The 17,072-nt window shown below is 35.8% G+C and carries 14 protein-coding genes and 2 tRNA genes; 7 read left to right on the forward strand and 9 right to left on the reverse strand.

What is annotated here, in order from left to right; all coding sequences use genetic code 11:
- Position 1 precedes the first annotated feature (1 nt).
- The 4 genes from AC5ZCW_RS14030 (at position 2) to AC5ZCW_RS14045 (ending at position 3,390) form a co-directional block, all read left to right on the forward strand.
- Positions 2-400 (forward strand): acyl-CoA thioesterase, encoded by a 399-nt coding sequence (locus AC5ZCW_RS14030; RefSeq protein WP_095931760.1) that lies wholly within the window; start codon positions 2-4, stop codon positions 398-400.
- Between the two features lie 150 nt (positions 401-550).
- Positions 551-638: transfer RNA gene (locus AC5ZCW_RS14035), tRNA-Ser, on the forward strand.
- A 261-nt stretch (positions 639-899) separates the two neighbouring features.
- Positions 900-2,123 (forward strand): site-specific integrase, encoded by a 1,224-nt coding sequence (locus tag AC5ZCW_RS14040; protein WP_496120521.1) that lies wholly within the window; start codon positions 900-902, stop codon positions 2,121-2,123.
- 259 nt (positions 2,124-2,382) lie between these two features.
- Complete coding sequence (locus AC5ZCW_RS14045) at positions 2,383-3,390, forward strand: PDDEXK nuclease domain-containing protein (RefSeq protein WP_496120523.1); 1,008 nt, start codon at positions 2,383-2,385, stop codon at positions 3,388-3,390.
- A gap of 439 nt (positions 3,391-3,829) precedes the next feature.
- Here AC5ZCW_RS14045 and AC5ZCW_RS14050 read toward each other — a convergent pair whose 3' ends face one another.
- The 3 genes from AC5ZCW_RS14050 to AC5ZCW_RS14060 all read right to left on the reverse strand — a co-directional run bounded on the left by AC5ZCW_RS14050 (position 3,830) and on the right by AC5ZCW_RS14060 (position 6,475).
- Complete coding sequence (locus AC5ZCW_RS14050) at positions 3,830-4,765, reverse strand: hypothetical protein (protein ID WP_496120525.1); 936 nt, start codon at positions 4,763-4,765, stop codon at positions 3,830-3,832.
- A gap of 380 nt (positions 4,766-5,145) precedes the next feature.
- A complete protein-coding gene (locus AC5ZCW_RS14055; RefSeq protein WP_496120527.1) occupies positions 5,146-5,730 on the reverse strand; it encodes an MltR family transcriptional regulator in 585 nt (194 codons plus the stop codon).
- Between the two features lie 64 nt (positions 5,731-5,794).
- Positions 5,795-6,475 (reverse strand): hypothetical protein, encoded by a 681-nt coding sequence (locus tag AC5ZCW_RS14060; protein ID WP_496120529.1) that lies wholly within the window; start codon positions 6,473-6,475, stop codon positions 5,795-5,797.
- Positions 6,476-6,768: 293 nt separating this feature from the next.
- Between AC5ZCW_RS14060 and AC5ZCW_RS14065 the strand changes: the two genes are divergently transcribed.
- A tRNA-Ser gene (locus AC5ZCW_RS14065) sits at positions 6,769-6,856 on the forward strand.
- Positions 6,857-7,028: 172 nt separating this feature from the next.
- On the opposite strand, the gene AC5ZCW_RS14070 is transcribed toward AC5ZCW_RS14065, so the two are convergent.
- The 4 genes from AC5ZCW_RS14070 to mobA all read right to left on the reverse strand — a co-directional run bounded on the left by AC5ZCW_RS14070 (position 7,029) and on the right by mobA (position 9,855).
- Positions 7,029-7,310, reverse strand: a complete 282-nt coding sequence (locus tag AC5ZCW_RS14070; protein WP_496120531.1) for a helix-turn-helix domain-containing protein — start codon at positions 7,308-7,310, stop codon at positions 7,029-7,031.
- A gap of 43 nt (positions 7,311-7,353) precedes the next feature.
- Positions 7,354-7,779, reverse strand: coding sequence for a hypothetical protein (locus tag AC5ZCW_RS14075; RefSeq protein ID WP_496120533.1), 426 nt, complete (start codon positions 7,777-7,779; stop codon positions 7,354-7,356).
- 361 nt (positions 7,780-8,140) lie between these two features.
- Positions 8,141-9,427, reverse strand: a complete 1,287-nt coding sequence (gene mobB / locus AC5ZCW_RS14080; protein WP_496120535.1) for a conjugal transfer protein MobB — start codon at positions 9,425-9,427, stop codon at positions 8,141-8,143.
- The gene (gene mobA, locus AC5ZCW_RS14085; RefSeq protein WP_496120537.1) at positions 9,424-9,855 is read right to left on the reverse strand and encodes a conjugal transfer protein MobA; all 432 of its coding nucleotides are present in this window, start codon (positions 9,853-9,855) and stop codon (positions 9,424-9,426) included. The genes mobB and mobA overlap by 4 nt, the downstream gene beginning before the upstream one ends.
- Positions 9,856-11,143: 1,288 nt before the next feature.
- Here mobA and AC5ZCW_RS14090 point away from each other — a divergent pair.
- A complete protein-coding gene (locus AC5ZCW_RS14090; RefSeq protein ID WP_496120539.1) occupies positions 11,144-12,664 on the forward strand; it encodes a MauE/DoxX family redox-associated membrane protein in 1,521 nt (506 codons plus the stop codon).
- 94 nt (positions 12,665-12,758) lie between these two features.
- A complete protein-coding gene (locus AC5ZCW_RS14095) occupies positions 12,759-13,028 on the forward strand; it encodes a hypothetical protein (RefSeq protein WP_496120541.1) in 270 nt (89 codons plus the stop codon).
- 54 nt (positions 13,029-13,082) lie between these two features.
- Here the strand turns inward: AC5ZCW_RS14095 and AC5ZCW_RS14100 are convergent, their stop codons facing one another.
- Together AC5ZCW_RS14100 and AC5ZCW_RS14105 are read right to left on the reverse strand one after the other, a co-directional pair.
- Positions 13,083-15,680, reverse strand: a complete 2,598-nt coding sequence (locus AC5ZCW_RS14100; RefSeq protein WP_496120543.1) for an alpha/beta hydrolase family protein — start codon at positions 15,678-15,680, stop codon at positions 13,083-13,085.
- A gap of 1 nt (position 15,681) precedes the next feature.
- A complete protein-coding gene (locus tag AC5ZCW_RS14105; protein WP_496120545.1) occupies positions 15,682-17,061 on the reverse strand; it encodes a RagB/SusD family nutrient uptake outer membrane protein in 1,380 nt (459 codons plus the stop codon).
- Positions 17,062-17,072 lie beyond the last annotated feature (11 nt).

Genomic DNA, 17,072 nt, shown 5'->3' on the forward strand with positions numbered 1-17,072 from the left:
TATGGGGACAGTAGAAGAAAGAATTCAAAAATCAGAAACTCGTATTTTTAAAGCGGTCTTTCCTAGCACAACAAATCATTACGATACTTTATTTGGAGGAACTGCTCTTCATTTAATGGACGAAGTTGCTTTTATCTGTGCAACACGTTTCAGTCGTAAAAAAGTAGTTACAATTTCTACAGGACAAATTGACTTTAAAAAGGCGATTCCTGCGGGAACTTTAATCGAATTAGTAGCAAAAGTAGATAGCGTTGGAAGAACAAGCTGTAAAATTCATGTTGATATTTTTATGGAACAAATGTATTCTGAGCTTCGCGAAACAGTAGTTTCAGGAACTTTTTCGTTTGTTGCAGTTGACGAACATAAAAAACCAACCCCAATTTTAGACGATTTAGATTAATTTAAAAAAAATATCACTTTCGGAAATACTGATAATTAGACACTTGAAAATTATCTCAAAAAACTTTAAAAAAAAGTCCAAAAAAAGTTTTTATAACCGAAAAACCGTCTTATATTTGCACCCGCAATCAGATAATGATCGCGACATACTGGAGAAATGGCAGAGCGGTCGAATGCGGCAGTCTTGAAAACTGTTGACTGTAACAGGTCCGGGGGTTCGAATCCCTCTTTCTCCGCCAGTAGAAGTTTCAAAAGAAACTTTAAAAGTCAAAAGCCTTTAAACACTAGTGTTTAAAGGCTTTTTCGTTTTTACACACTTTTCAAAAAGCACATGTTTTATCAAAGAATGGTTACCCTATTAGTTACCCTATCTTTTTTTGATCTTTTTTCTCAAAAAAAGGGTAACTAAAAAGAAAGAATTCCCCGGGAATTCCCTGCTATCAATGGGCTCTCTTAAAATTTTTAATTCAATTTGATTATTAATTTTAAAACTAGATAACATGTTAAAAGTACTTTTCTACCAGAAATCCGACAAAATCAATAAGGCAGGTGAATCCCCTATCTTTGCCCGTTTGAACTACAACAACAAAAATGTTTCAATGTCAACCGGTCAAGCCATCTCAAAAGAAAGATGGACCAGCACTAATAACCTAAGAAATCCGCTTAAAATTGAAAAGGAAATAGTAATCAAAAATCTACTTGATCTTTTCCAACTTAATGCAGCCAAAAAATTTACTGAACTCTTCAGAATTGATCCTGAGGTTAATCTTCAATTATTAAAAGCTGAACTCACAGGAAAAGTCAAAATCGACCAGCCTGAAGGCCCAACCATAATTGAGATTATGGACACTTACACCCTATTTTTTACCAAAAGAGTCAACTCAGGAGAGCGCGCACCAGCTTCTTTGCAGAAGTATAAAAGAGCAAAAGACTTGCTTTTGAGTTTCATCAATAGCAACTATAAAAAGGAAGACTTGCCAGCATCTGAGATATCAAGCTCATTTGTCTTTAAACTGGAGCAGTTCCTTAAATACGAAAGCAGTTTTAAAGAACAGACAGGCATCAAAAACAATTCAGTGGTAAAGTATATAAAAATGTATAAAACTGCCTGCAATTATGCCATTAAAATGGATTTGATCATAAAAAACCCATTCAATATTTATGACGGCAGACTAAGCGTAAAAGATGCCGTTTTTCTAACCCAGCAGGAACTGAACACAATTGAGAATAAAATATTTCCAACTCCCCGTCTGGAAAAGGTTAAGGACATATTTCTTTTCAGCTGCTATACAGGATATGCGCCTGTTGATGCCTTGGAGCTCACTGAAAGAAACTTATCTGCAGATTCAAATGGAAATTTGTGGATTATGACCACCAGAGCAAAAACTACTGTTAGAGCCAATGTTCCGGTACTGCCTACCATTGAGAAAATTATTTCTAAATACAAAAATCAGCAGAAAGGTCTTATACCAAAAATTTCCAATCAGAAAATGAATGCCTATCTTAAGGAAATTGCTGATGTCTGCGGCATCAACAAACACCTTACCTGGTATGTTGCAAGACATACTTTTGCAACCACAGTTACTTTAGGAAATGGAGTAAGACTGGAAAATGTATCAGCAATGATGGGACATACCAATACTAAGCAGACGCAGCATTATGCAAAAGTTTTGGATGTTAACATAATGGAAGACATGGAGAAACTGAAATCTAAATTTAGGTAAAATACTTTCAAAAAGAGGCTTCTTGATTTGAAACCTCTCTTAGAACGTTAATTCATTAAAAGCACAAAATTAAATAAATATTTGTTGGGCAACTAAATAAACCGATGGGACAACTTCCTGTTCTTTCCATAATACTTATAGCTATCAACAGCATATTTGTTATACAGTATATTATTTACTTATTCATCAGCTTATTTGATTTGTCTGCTCTTATTATTTATTGTATGTAGATTAAAACCTAAATTTTACCTTTAAAAAAATGATAAAAAACCACTCTATAATTCCGGATATAAAGACAATAATTGAAACCTCAAAAGAGCGTGCAATTAGAGCTATCGATAATGAAAGAACCATAATGTACTGGTCCATCGGAAAAAGAATTTTCGAGGAAGAACAGCAGGGAAAAGAAAGAGCCGACTATGGCGCTTATTTAATTAAATATCTTGCAGAAGAATTACAGCCGCAGTACGGAACTGGCTTTTCAGTAAGGCAGTTAGAACGATATCGCCAATTTTACAGAACTTTTCCAATTGCGTCCGCACTGCGGACGCAATTGAACTGGACACAATATAAGCTTTTAATATCCATTGCTAATCAGGAAAAAAGAGACTTCTATATTTCTGAAAGCATTAAAAACAATTGGACATCGCGCCAGCTGGAACGCCAGACAAACAGCAGTTTATACGAACGACTTTTAATAAGCAGTGATAAAGAAAGCGTATTGGCAGTAGCCAAAAATGAAAAATTACCTTCAGATGCACGGGAAATTATAAAAGATCCAATGTATTTGGAATTCTTAGGTTTGAAACGTGAAGCCGCATACTATGAAAAAGATTTGGAGCAGGCAATTATCACTCATCTTCAGGAGTTCTTATTAGAAATAGGAAATGGATTTTCATTTGTTGCCAGACAAAAAAGGATACATATCGACGGAGATGAGTTTTTTGTCGACATGGTTTTATACAATAGATTACTTCAATGTTTTGTTTTAATAGAAATCAAAACGCACAAACTTACCCATCAGGATATAGGCCAATTACAGATGTATGTCAATTATTATGACCGCATTGAAAAAAACGACAATGAAAACCCTACTATTGGAATATTGCTGTGTGCAGATAAAAATGACGGAGTAGTAAAATTCACATTACCTGAAAGCAACAAAAGTATAATTGCGAGCCAGTATCATTTATACCTCCCAACTGAACAACAGCTACTTGAAGAAGTCAAAAAAGAACTGGCAAATTTTGAAGAAGACAAAAATTGATTTTAAAAATAATGTAAGTGAAAGTCTAAATTCTACCACGTAAATGAACTACTAAAGTATAGCTATAAAAACATTTAGCCGAGACCTTTTTGTATCATATTAGGCGAATTCCAATAATGTTTGACATTAAGATCTAAACTGTATTAGGCTAAAAAGAAATTTTATAAAAATAAGTAAGGGTGTGTTTTTGCACCCTTATCTTCGTCTTCTATTTTTGTTAGAACATCGATCTTAATTACTACCACTTTTTTATTTCACCTATAAAAGGTATAAATATTTTTTAGAGGCCTTTTAAATAAGTACAAATAAGAAATACAATATAGATCAATTTTCACACGCAAACTTATCGACTAAAATTTATTCATTATATGTTTTATAAGTTTAGAAGTTATTAAGTCACTATCTAAATTCGTTGCAACAACATTTAACTGTAGTACATTTACCAATCTTTATATAGAAAATCTGCAATTTCTTTTGTTGTTTTATGTTTTAACATTGACATATACTCTAAACTAATATCTGGTGAAATCTTTTCGATTTCTGCAATTCGTTTATTGTGTAGATTGAATTTTTCAACATTTTCAGCATTCTCAGTTATTGTAAGCTGAATTACTCCTTTCGTTTCAGTATCTGTCGCCTTTAACCCTTTCTCATTAATTTCTACATTTTCTAATTTTAGAATTAATGAAGGAGGAAAATCATTTACCTGTTGTATAATTTTATTACCTGTAATAGGAATAAAAACCCATAGTGATTTACCTAAGTTATTTATAATTCCAGTTGAAAAAGGTCTTGCTCCAGATATTAATATCTTTGTATTCTTGTAATCTAAAATAAATAAGCCTTTTGCTAAATGCTCGCTCTGTAGAAGCATATTTTTAAGATTGTTTTCTTTATTTAAAATAGTTGAAGATTCAAGAAAAATTGAGTTTATTAGGTTCAAGTTATGTTTAAAGGCATTCATCAGAATAATACCCATTAAAGCACCTGCTTCACGATGTGCAAAATCATTTCTGAACTTTTTTGCTATTTTCCATTGTTCAAATAAATCATTCGAAACTAATACTTTTAATCGTGTAAGTTTTGAATGCAATGATTCAAAGCCATCTCTTTTTAAACCTGAAATTTCTAGTTTTAAGGTAACACTTGCTTCAAAAATTCGTGTCGATTTCGAAAATGCTTCATCTATTAATGGATAATTAAAATAGCTATAATACATAAGTCTTTCAACTACTTTGTAATCATTAATTATCACCTCAGGAACTAAAGAATGGAATTTCCCTTCTAGTAAATACTTTTCTCTAAAATCATGCTCAGATTTTACATTAAATATTTCCCAGATTTCATCAGGTTCTAAATAATTTATTTCTTTCATATAAGTTATTATTTTAAAGTCTCGCAATAAAGCATTAATAATTACGGTATCAAATTTAGATATTATTACTAAACAAGATCAAAGATACTTAAGCAGTACGCAGTTATTTTGCGCAGTTAAAAATAATTGTTACCGGATTAAATATTTTCCCTTCTTAATGAAAGACCTTTTAACTAGCCTCCTCTGTAGTCATCAAAAATCAAAACTAACTAACTAACTAACTAACTAACTAACTAACTAACTAACTAACTAACTAACTAACTAACTAACTAACTAACTAACTAACTAACTAACTAACTAACTAACTAACTAACTAACTAACTAACTAATAAAAACTAAAAATATGTCGTATCTATAAATAACACTATTTTCAGTTTCTTTTACGTAACTTTTTTTCTATCATTTTCTATTTTTTGTATTACCTCATCAGCGTACTTGAAAGCCATTTCCTTAGTCGCTTTTTTAAGTTCTTCAGATGGTTCTTTTAGAGCAAATTCTTTAAATGGTTTAATTAATCTTTTAGACCCGATTAATGTTCCTAATATTCCAACAACAGAATTTGTAAATATAAATCTCGGTCTAACTTCTCCTGAAACAAAAAAATTACTTCGTAAATTATCAATTCTATTTTTGATAGCTTCAGTTGAAAAATCAATTGGATTATGATCATGTCCAAATTCATTTCTTACTTTCCTTATCAACTCGAGATCATTCATAGTAGTTTTATTTATAAATCCTAAACTATGGCAAATTTTAATTTTTGAAGAGAAAGTTCCTAAAGGGCCATTAAATTCAAATAATTTGTTCAGTTCGCTTTTAGTACCAACTAACTTTTCCTTCAGTAAGTCAGTAAGTTCACTTTCTAAAAATGATGCCGCCATTAGCGCACAACCTCTATCTGTCTCCTTATTTAATGTTGATCGAAAAGTAAAAACTTTCTCTATTTCTTCTAAATGTTCTTTCATAAGATTTTGTTTATAACAGAAACCAATGTTCTAGTAATTTGTTTTGCCCGGTGATAGATTAACTTTATAGATAGTCTCGACCAAATTCAGTAAATTCTGCTATCCGGCCCTCATACTTATTTCTGGTGCTTCCCCCTTTAACCACATTCTCGCGATGCACTGAAGATCCAATACTAATGTAAATCGAAAACCCGACATCAGGCTTTTCCATAAAATCTTTTTTATTCTCTTTATGCAGAACAAAATTATTTGTATATAGATGTGGATCCCTATTTTGAACTGCTTTAGTGTACGGCGATATAGACTGTCCGCCGCTTTGGGTTTTTGCTATAAAATTTTCAATAAAATCAACAGTCCAGTCCAGTTCACCTACAAACTGATTGATGTAAAAACCCATATAAATTGGATTTTCAATTTTATCGTAATATCTGATCTTAAATGCATCTCCTAAAATTTCCAAAAAAAGCGGATCAAAGCCTTCAGTAATGTCATTGTTTACTTTTGATAGTAGATTCTTAAGGTGCCTGAATTTATCAAAATGAAAATTGTATCTTGCTCTCTCTTCAAGATTAAAAACAATCACCGCTTTTAAATATTTTTCGACCGCAGTGCTTGCAAGAGTAAGCCCCTGAACTATAAAGTGGTTATTAAGCAGGAATCGGGATGCAATATAATCCCGGTAGGCAAGGTCCATTAGGGCGTACCCATTGAACAGTTTTTCCATGTATGTAATTGATTGTCCCATAAATACTGTTTTTTAACTGATTAACAATTCAAAGCTATTTAAAATGTACGCAAAGATTTTGCGCAGAAAAATAAAATATTATATTTTTTAATTCATCGCAAGAGTGTGCTAGCTCAAATTTAATATGCACTTCAGTAAAATTACACAACAATATACAGACCTCTACACTGCTGAAAGTTTCCCTACTATTCACTTTAGATAATATTTCTCTAGAAATAGTATGAAAAAAATTTCTACAATCCAAAAAACATTTTATCTTTGCACCCGCAATGAGAAAATGATTGCGTCTTACTGGAGGAATGGCAGAGCGGTCGAATGCGGCAGTCTTGAAAACTGTTGACTGTAACAGGTCCGGGGGTTCGAATCCCTCTTCCTCCGCCAAATGAAGTCAAAAATGTGACTTTTAAAAACAAAAAGCCTTTAAACACTATTGTTTAAAGGCTTTTTCATTTGACATGGTATAGAACCTTGATTGAAAAATGATTACTTTTTTTAGTTACCAATCTATTTTAATCTCTTTTTTTCAAATCTGGGTAACTAATTAAATGCTAAATTATGATTGGTTGCTTTTAAGTATTTTATCGATCTTACTGCTGTCGTACAAAAAAATATCACCCAGCTTAGTGTAGGGCAGAATTCCGGTCTGTCTGTATTTTATAATAGTGTTATTGGACAGCCCGAACATCTTTTTTAAATCCTCATTTCTGTAGTATTCAGGTCTTAAGACTTTTCCCTGGCTGATTTTTGAATCAATTGTTTCCAGTCTTAAAAGTACAGGCTCTATTAATTGTTCTACTCTCATAACAAAAGAGAGCTTTCTTTCTTTTTTTGTCATCGCTAAGAATTTAAATTTGACAATAAACTATTTATGCAAGGTCTTACCATCCCTCAATTCTTCTTTTCCTATCCTGCATTGTTCTGATAAGATCTTCTAAAAATGCAATCTGCTTTTCTTTATATGTGTAGCCCTTACATTCGGAAAACTGCCTGCTGATTGACTTGATTTTCGACTGCCGTCCCCCATCGCCAGCATATGTAAAATTATTTTCGAGAAAAAACTGGAACTTGCTTCTATTGCTTTTTTCGTCTGCACCATCAAAAAACAGCAAACCTTCATCCATCAAAATATAGAACAGCTGGGCAAAGTCAATTTTGTTATAAGAGGATTTACATTTTTCATTTGAAAAAACGGACTGGATTTTGTTTTGCCGGTCACTTACACTAATTAGATTTTCTACTAACCGGAGCCTTTCATCAAATTTTAATATAGCATTTAAGTCCTTTATAACCTTACCACTTTTCATTGCCCCTAAAATTTAGTCACCATTATATAAATAAAAATATCTACCGACTCCTTATATTTTACTATTCGTTGTATGCACAAGATATTTCTACCTATTCAGCTTTCGTATACATTTAAGAAACAAATATATAAATGCATTTTGAAGCCATATAGACATTAGTAGCTATTTACTTTCTTTGTCTCTCAATGGCATTACGTTTATACAAATTTGTTTTCAGGTAATAACTGAAGACAAACTATCTATTGAAATAAAAAATGAACAGAGATCATAGATATATTAAAATACTGGATCATAAGAAATTTTACCAGCCTTTTCTTGAATACAGCTTATTCTTTGGTGAGCAGGAAACTCAAATTTATGCCTACAATCCTCTGCGTTTAACCTTTCGTTTCATCCTTTTTTCAAATGCCTGTTCCTCGTAATCCTCTGCCTGCGCCTGCGGCAATAAACCGCCCAATACGTCAAAACTGTTTTGTTCATAAGCATGGGGCATATTTTCATTTCTTAAAAAGTCAAACATGTCAGGCGATTGGCCAGTCTCTTGTTTCATAACAACATCTTTTTCGGAAACACTGCTTTTATGTTCTGGATTTTCAGGTTTCTTATTATTATTCCACCAGTCGTTAAATGAATTGGCCGAGAGGTTTTTAGTCAGCTCTGATTCGTTCCATACACTGCGGGATTTGTGGTCTATAAAAGTGATGCCGTAAATACGTCCTCCAGCATTTCGCCGTACAACAATACTGATCTTTTCCTCCATTAGCTTTTTTCTAAATTCGGATTCGTTTGATGCAGTACGTATTACTGATTCGATCCTGTCTTTAACTGATTCCTTAACGGGACTATCTTTTAGTTTTATCCTGTTATGGCTGCATTGGGATTGCAGTTGTACATAACCTGCGCTTTTGCCAAACAGCGAAGCCTTAAAAGGACTGCCTGCTTTTTCTCCCTGCTCATTCAATGCAAAATACACCAGTCCCTGTTTTGGAATTCCGTTATATTCGCCTTTGACTTCTTGGGCAGTAATATTAAAAAGGGAAAGCACGGTATTATACGCCCCAAAAGTTTGGAACTGGTAACATTTAGGCAGATAGCGCAGTATCGAAGCCATCTGACTTTTTATATCTCTTGTCTTATAGTCAACTGGTTTGAATGCTGGGTTGTGCGCCTCTTGCTTTTTCTCTACTGCCGATATAAGACCGTATTGTTTTTCCAGTGTCCTGCAGACTTCCATCGAACGCCTTTTTTCAAATTTATCTGATATCTTCCTGCCCTGCTCGTCAACGCAGACTGATACGATATGTATATGGGCACGGCCAGTATCAGTATGCTTGAATACGACAAAGGGCTGATCTCCGTAGCCCATCTGCCTCATATAGACTTGTGCCATATTCTCAAAATCAGTATCACTTACATTGTCTTTAGGATCAGGATTTAAAGAGATATGAAGTATCGGCTTTTCTGTTTTTCTGTTAACCAATAAGTGTAGTTCAAAAGAACGGGAAAGCTGTCCTGCAGAATAACTGCCGTCAGGAGCTTGGATTATCTTTTGGGTAAATAAAACCTGTGCGCTGCCTTTTTCAAGTTTGTGGTAATTATAGGCTAATGCTCCGTACAAACTGCTTCCTCTTCCTATTTTTGCAATCATTTTTTCAGATGCTTCTCTTCAAATTCAGCTGTAAGCTGGATAATCTTTTGGCATAAAACACCTAATTCTATTGTTTCTTTTACCAATCTGTAGAGATATACCGGAGCTTTCTTTTCGGAAAAATTGCGGTGCATAATTTTCACAACCTGATTGTAATTAACCCCAACAGCATGAAACTGCCCGAATAAGGCAGTTAAGAGTATATAATAATCCATTGCTGCTTTATCGATCTTAACTGTCTTGATTCCTTTTTGAAAAATACACGCCGTAATGAAATGCGCCATTACATTCATGCCTGATGCTTCAAAAAGAGTCAGAAATCTTGCATTTTCCTCAGCTGTAAGACTGATCGAATAGCGATGGACGGCAGGATCTGCTTTAGGATGCCTGCCTCCTTTGCGGGGATTGGCTGTATTTTTGTTTTCCATAAGTATTGGCTCTTATAATTACTTTTAAAAAAACAATATATCCTATTATCAGCAGCGCTGCTTAGATTTGGAAATCTCTGGAAGCATTTGGCCTTAAATGTCCCTAAACAAAGAACTGATAGTTTTTTACATTTAACTTTATATTTTAACCAAAGGAACGGTAAAAAAGAAAAACAAGGTAGGACGTGCTGGATCAGCCCGGCCAAAAGACTACGGCATAATGTTTTGCTCGTCCCTCACAAAACACCCTTCGGGACTTATTCCGTTTCCTTTTGGTCTGTCTGCATCCCGTCCTTTTAAATTGCTTTCTTTTTCTTTTTTCCTTTTTCTGTTTCTTTTGAAAAAATATCTTTTTTCTTATTGATAATGCCGGACTGCCTGAGCATCTGCTTACCTGTGTGCAGGCTTGCATGCATGACTGGCTGACTGCGTGCAGGCAGGAATGAAACCCCGCATACATGCATACATGCACACTGGAATACATGGTTGTATGACTACATGGATACCTGCACACTTGAATACTTGAATGCAGGAATACCTGAGAACTTGTCTGCCTTAATAGGCGGGTAATCACATATAAGTTAATGACAGCCATATCTCAGTCCGCTTTATTTAAAATCTTACTTGTACTCGTCAAGTATTGCATATCTGTATTGCTTTTACAACTCAAATAAATTACTTACAGCCATAATAATAAAAAGGGCATGAAGTCCTTTCAACTAAAACTATTGCAATAATATTTTCGAGAGAAAATAGCAAGTTGTGTTTTGAGCTGCTTGAAATACTTTCTGCATCTCAAAACAACTTGCCCTGCGGGGCTGGAAAACACCTCCGAAGTCGGCGTTTATCAGTTATCAATATAGTTTTCATCTTCCGGATTTCTTTTTTTACAATTTTAATATTCATATAGTTATAAAATACAGACATACTTTCAGATTCTCAATATCTGATATTCAATAAAGCAATTTATGGACTTCTAATATTATAAACAGACACTTTTTTCCGGCAGTTAGTCTGCAATCTGTCTGCCTTTTATTTGCGTTTAGATTTAAGAAGAGTATAAAATTGATCGCTTATGATAATTTTTTGGGATCGTTTTTCGTAATTAATTCATATCATTCTAGACCTATTAAAACTGATAAAACGAGGATCATTGAGAGAAGATTTTATAGATTGTCGACTGTAATATGAATTTACTCCATTATTGACAAGTTGTATTCCAAAATCGACAACAGTTTAATCAATTAATTTACAGAATTTTACATTGTAAATTTTTAATTACATCGCCATGAAATTTAGCCCGCATCATAAGTATATTTTTATAGAAGCAGTTTGTTTTCTATATGTTCTGCTATTTGTGTATGCGGCAATAAGTAAACTGCTCGACTTTGAAAATTTTCAGGTGCAATTAGGACAGTCGCCGCTTGTTGGTTCCTTTGCAGGAATTGTATCATGGGCTGTGCCAATTATAGAACTGCTGATTGCTGGATTACTGCTGTTTTCTTCCACACGTTTCTTGGCGCTGTGGGCTGCATTCAGCTTAATGACCTTTTTTACGGCATACATTTTCATTATTTTAAATTACAGTCCATTTGTTCCATGTTCCTGTGGAGGAATTTTAGAAAAAATGGGATGGAAAGAACATTTCATTTTTAATTTGATTTTCATGATCCTGGCCGCAGCAGGTATTCTGATACTGGCCGGTATGGTGCCAAAAGTGCATCCTATTTCAAAACCTGCTGTACTGGCCAGTGCCTTTACTGTGACGATGTTACTCAGCATCGGCATTGTCACTTTACTGTTTATAGCTTCAGAAGACATAATCCACCACCGCAATAATTTTGTACGCAGATTTCCCAAACACCCTACTGCTGACAAAAGAACAATCCTGCTTCCACATGCAGCATATTATATTGCCGGTTATGATAAAAGACAGATTTACTTAGGCAATCGGACTGAACCTCTGGCCGTTACTATTTTTGATACGAGTCTTGCTGAAAAAAAGAAAATTCGTATCGATCTGCCAAAGTATAATTTTTCTTATACCGTACCGCGTCTTGCTGTAAAGCCTCCCTATTTTTATTTTAGCGACGGGAATGTGCCCTGCATTTTTATTGGAGACACTGTCTCTTGGAAAGCAGAGCTTAAAATGAAGGAGAAGGCATATTTTTCTATTCTAAAACCGATTGACAATAACAAAGCAGTTATCAGAGCCATAGATTCCAAAACAAAAAACAACACACTTGGGCTCTTTACTTTTAGCAGCATTACATCATTAAAGCTGAATGGAAGCCTGCTCCAGAAACAGGTTGACGGTATATTTGACACTGATGGATCACTGGTTTACAATTCCCAGCTGGATAAGATAATTTACACTTATGCCTATCGAAATGAATTCCTCATAATTGATTCTAAGCTTGGCAGACATACTTCAGGGCATACCATTGACACTACCTCCCATGCACAGGTTTCGGTTGCCAGCATTAAGTCAAAAAACATTAAGACTCTGGCCGGACAGCCTAAACTTGTGAATAAACTCACTGCATCTTTCGGCAGTTATCTTTTTGTCAATGCAGCTCTTATCGGAAAATACGAACCTGAAATTATGTGGAAACAGGCTTCGATAATAGACGTTTATAATCTAAAAGAAAACACCTACGCTTTTAGTTTTTATGTATACAATATAGAAGGACGGACAATGGATGAATTTGTGGTCTTAAACGACAGAATTGTTTCACTCAATGGAAGACATCTCACAGTTGAAAAATTAAAAACCAATTATTACAAGCCTTTTTACCCATCAAGATAAGATCAGCATTTATGCTTTTAAAATACACTGTACAGTCCAGGGGAAGGTCGAAAACCTGAAAAAGAGTAGACCGTTAACATTAAATTTTAATATTATGAATACTAAAGTTTTAAGACCGGCGCTTTCAATATCAGCAATAGCATTTGCTGTATTTGCGGCCTTTGCATTTTCAGCTGTTCCTGAAGAAGGAAAGCTGATAGATGTCTATGGGCATAACCCTTTAGAGGATTGTGATGTTACGACAGTAGAATGTAGCACCATACAAAATCCTAATGTTTGTAGAGTTAGTTCTGGAGGACAGCAATTGTTCAATATGAGCAGTCCGACTCAATGTAACGTCGAATTATACAGAAAAATCAATTAATCTAATTTAAAAAAAGCAGGAGGTTCTTAATCTCCTGCTTTGCTAATTAATGATTTAAGGGATGCCGTTTATAAGCGCCTTCTTTTGTTCTTTCAGATAATAGTCAAACCAGTTCTTGGTTTTTATAGTCAGATCTTTTTGAAGTTCAGGGGAGGCAATGGTATGCATCTCATTTTCATAAAGAATAAAAATATTCCTTTTTCCAAGTCTTCGAAGTGCCATATGAAATTCAGCAGACTGTGTCCAGAAGATAGTCGGATCTTTTTTCCCGGCCCAGCTCAGCAGCGGTGTTCTGCAATTCGCTGCATTTGGAAACGGTGCGTCTTGTTCATAAGCTTTCCAATTCTCAAAAGGCGAAAACGGCATGCGTCCCTGCTGCGATTCAAACCGCCATGCATTGGAACGCGGTATGCCTGCTGAATGCACAAAATAACTGCTTATTGTGTTCATAAGTCCCGAACCACAGACGGCTGTGGCAAAAGCATCGGTCTGGGTAATGATAAATGAAGTCTCATAACCTCCAAAGGAATGGCCGATAATTCCGATATGATTTTCCTCTACAATTCCCATCTGTTTTACAATGTCCACTGCGCTGAGCACGCAGTTAAGGGCTGACCTTCCTGGCTCTCCCAATTTATAATGTATATCCGGTAATAGCACCAGATAGCCATCCAGAAAATAGTTGGACGGTGTAAATCCCATCGGTCCATATTCTGTCGGTATATAGTAATTATTAATTTCCTGGGACTGCCTTTCATATACATGAACAACCATCGGATATTTCTTTCCCTCTATATATCCTGTAGGTTTGTATAGAATCCCCTGAAGATTTTTCCCATTTTTATTTTTGTAAGAGATCATCTCAGCTGTTCCCCATTTGAATTTAGAAGCATGAGGATTGGATTGGAAGAGCAGTTTACTTTTCAGTTTTCCTGAAACAGCCATTAATTTTGGGGCATTGGAAGCTGACTGCCGGATGTAAATATACTGTTCTGCATTTTTTGCTTTTTGCATCCTGCTGTTTCCAGAACTTCCAAACACCAATTTTTCTAAACTGCCGTTAGTATTCCATCTATAATAGCCGCTGGATCCATCTCTGCCCACAGCCTGCAAAACCAAACCCGCATAAAGATCAAATTTTCTGATCAGAAATTCATCCTGGCTAGGCTTTTTGACAACGGGATATAGATCCAGACAAATTCTGTAGGTAATTTTATGCTTTCTTCCATCGGTAATCCTTCTAGCTTGTCTTGACATAATATCAATCATCCAGATGTCATATTGGTCATACACTATGAAATATTTCTCATCGGAGGACCAGCCTGTGCTGCCGTATGGCGCAGACGGACCCGCATCGTTTTGAATGCTGTCAATCATAGAGACTGGGAGATTTTCTGTTAGACTAAAATGCTGCATTTTAGCAATATCATAAGCATGCCAGTTTCCATCGCGGAAATAATGTATAAAATTTCCTTTGGGAGAGCCCCCCATCATCCCTACAGCTGTTGACTGTTTCTCTAAAATCATATGCTCTGTACCTGTTTCTATATCTTTCACATACATATCAGCCGGAGCGTAATACTCGTACTGCGGTTCATATTTCAATAGATTGTAACACAACGCATTTTTTCGATCAGCAGTAAGGATTGTTTTCGGATTCTCGATTGTTCCGATTTTTAAAATTTTACCGCTTGCAGGAGTCCAGACAGCCGTTTTGGGCAGCCGATTTGGATCTCCAAACATTTTATTCTGGGCATATTCCAGCGCTGCAGCAGAATCCCAAATTTCATACGCTGCAGTTTTTGGCTGCTGTTCATCACCGATGTAATTGAAAAATACACTTTTCCCATCTTCTGAAAACCTCAGCGCAGAACTTGCTCCGTGTAGGGTTATATTTTCCCTCGATAAAATCTCAGTTGTCCTGCTGTCAAGAACAGCGTTTGTCCCTGATGATGTATCATGATAGAATATCCTGTAATTTTTAGTTGTTTCCTCTGGCTTCTTAATCTCCTGAAGAAAAAAAAGAAATTCACCGCTCTTGCTCCAGAATAGTTTTTTAAATCCTGCATCTTCATTCTGTGCAATAATCTTTTGGGTAAATCCCTGTTTTGGATTTAAAAGGAGCACTTCATAACCGATACTTATAGCCAAAATGCCAGAACTATTGATACTGAATTCTATGACATCATTGAAATTATATTTTTTGCAGGTAGATAACGCAATTATCGTCAAGTAATCAGATGAACCATTCTTATTTAATACAGCCAGGAAATTTTCTTCACTATTGAATTCGTGGCGAATTGCGTCCTTGAAATACTGTTTATTACCAGTGATAAGGTCATTCAAAGCTAATCCTTTTTCCGGATCGGAAAATGTGAGCCACCTCCCGTCACTGCTGAAATGTGCATCCGAACATTTAGGAAATGACAGCCGCTTGGCAGATTTTATATCCTGTACAAACAAGGTATCCATACCGTAATCATAATGCAGATTATAAGAAAACCACCTGCCGTCCGGAGATATTTTCTCTGACTGTATTGAGCTCCACTTTGCATAGTCTGCAGTCTTTATATCCCGCTTTTGTGCATACAATGTTACCGCCATAAATAACAGCGGTAACCAATATGTGATTTTTAAGAAAAACGTCCGCATTTTAGTACCCTGGATTTTGCGGGAGCAGATTCTTATTCAACAGCAGTTCTGACTGCGGAAGAGGAAGTATTATCTGTGTGTCTTCCCATCCCGGTTTTATTGTACCCAGCACAGCTGCCGCTTTTCCCGTACGTTTCAGATCGAACCAGCGGTGCCCCTGTTCTGTAAAAAGTTCAAAGCGCCGTTCCTCTGCAATTGCTTCCAATAATTCTTTCTGCGTATCTGCGACTATATCTGCAAGCCCTGCGCGGCGGCGAATTTTGTTTAGATCTGTCTTCGCCACAGATATATTGGATAGATGAGCATTCGCTTCTGCACGGATAAGGTATTGTTCGGCTAATCGGAACAAAATAGTGTATTCCTGTGAAGAAGCGTTGCCTAAAGGCTGTTTGTATTTGTATGACGAATACCAAGAGCCATTGGCATTTGAAACAGTTCGCACCCACTGAGTACGGCGCAGATCACCAGATTCAAAACCGGCTGTAAATGAAGAAGACAGTGACGGCTTGGAAGGCGGGCCGCTTGAAAAGATAAAGGTACGCGCATCTTTAGTATTAAGTCCGGCTGTTCCCGGATGCAGTGCCCAGATTGTCGCAGTGGACTGGCGCAGAAATTCCTTTGAAAGATCATCAACCCATATGTACTTTGGATTATTAATTACAGCTGTCGCCTTGGTTGCCGCATTTACCCAGTCTTCACGATAAAGGTATATTCTTGCTAGAAAAGCAGAAGCAGCTGCTTTGTTTGCTCTGACTCTTTCTTGGGAAGGATATTCAACAGTTAATAATTTTTCGGCTTCTGTTACGTCGGCTATAATATTAAGCCACACTTGTTCCTGTGGTATTTTTGATACTGTTTTATTCACGCTGTAATCCGTAGTTTTAATGTAGGGGACATCACTAAAGAGATTGACCAGATAAAAATGAAGATACCCGCGGATGAATAATGCTTCACCTGATAATCTCGTCTTCTCATTCTCCGTTAATGACTTTGAATTCTGCAGCCCTTCAAGCATCAGATTCACAGCATAGATTTCACTGTAGGTGCTGTTCCATAATCCTGTTATTAAACTGTTTGAAGACGTTATTGTATGGTTATTGAACTGCATAATTTCGATACTTGCCCCTGTATACTGCATTTCGTCAGAGTAATTAGACAAAAGACTCGACAAGCCGTTCAGCGTGCCCGCGACCATTCCTTCCTCACGAAGACGGGCATAAATGTCAGCCATAGCTGCATCAGCGGTTTTAACATTCTCAAATACAGCGGGGGTCGTCAGCTGTGACTGCGGCGTATCTACTTCGGTAAAACCCTCGCAGGCTGTAAGACTGATAAATACAGTTCCAATGATTATTCTTATGGTATAAAATCTTGTTTTCATGTGATAGTGAT

The sequence above is a fragment of the Flavobacterium sp. PLA-DH12 genome (assembly GCF_059511845.1).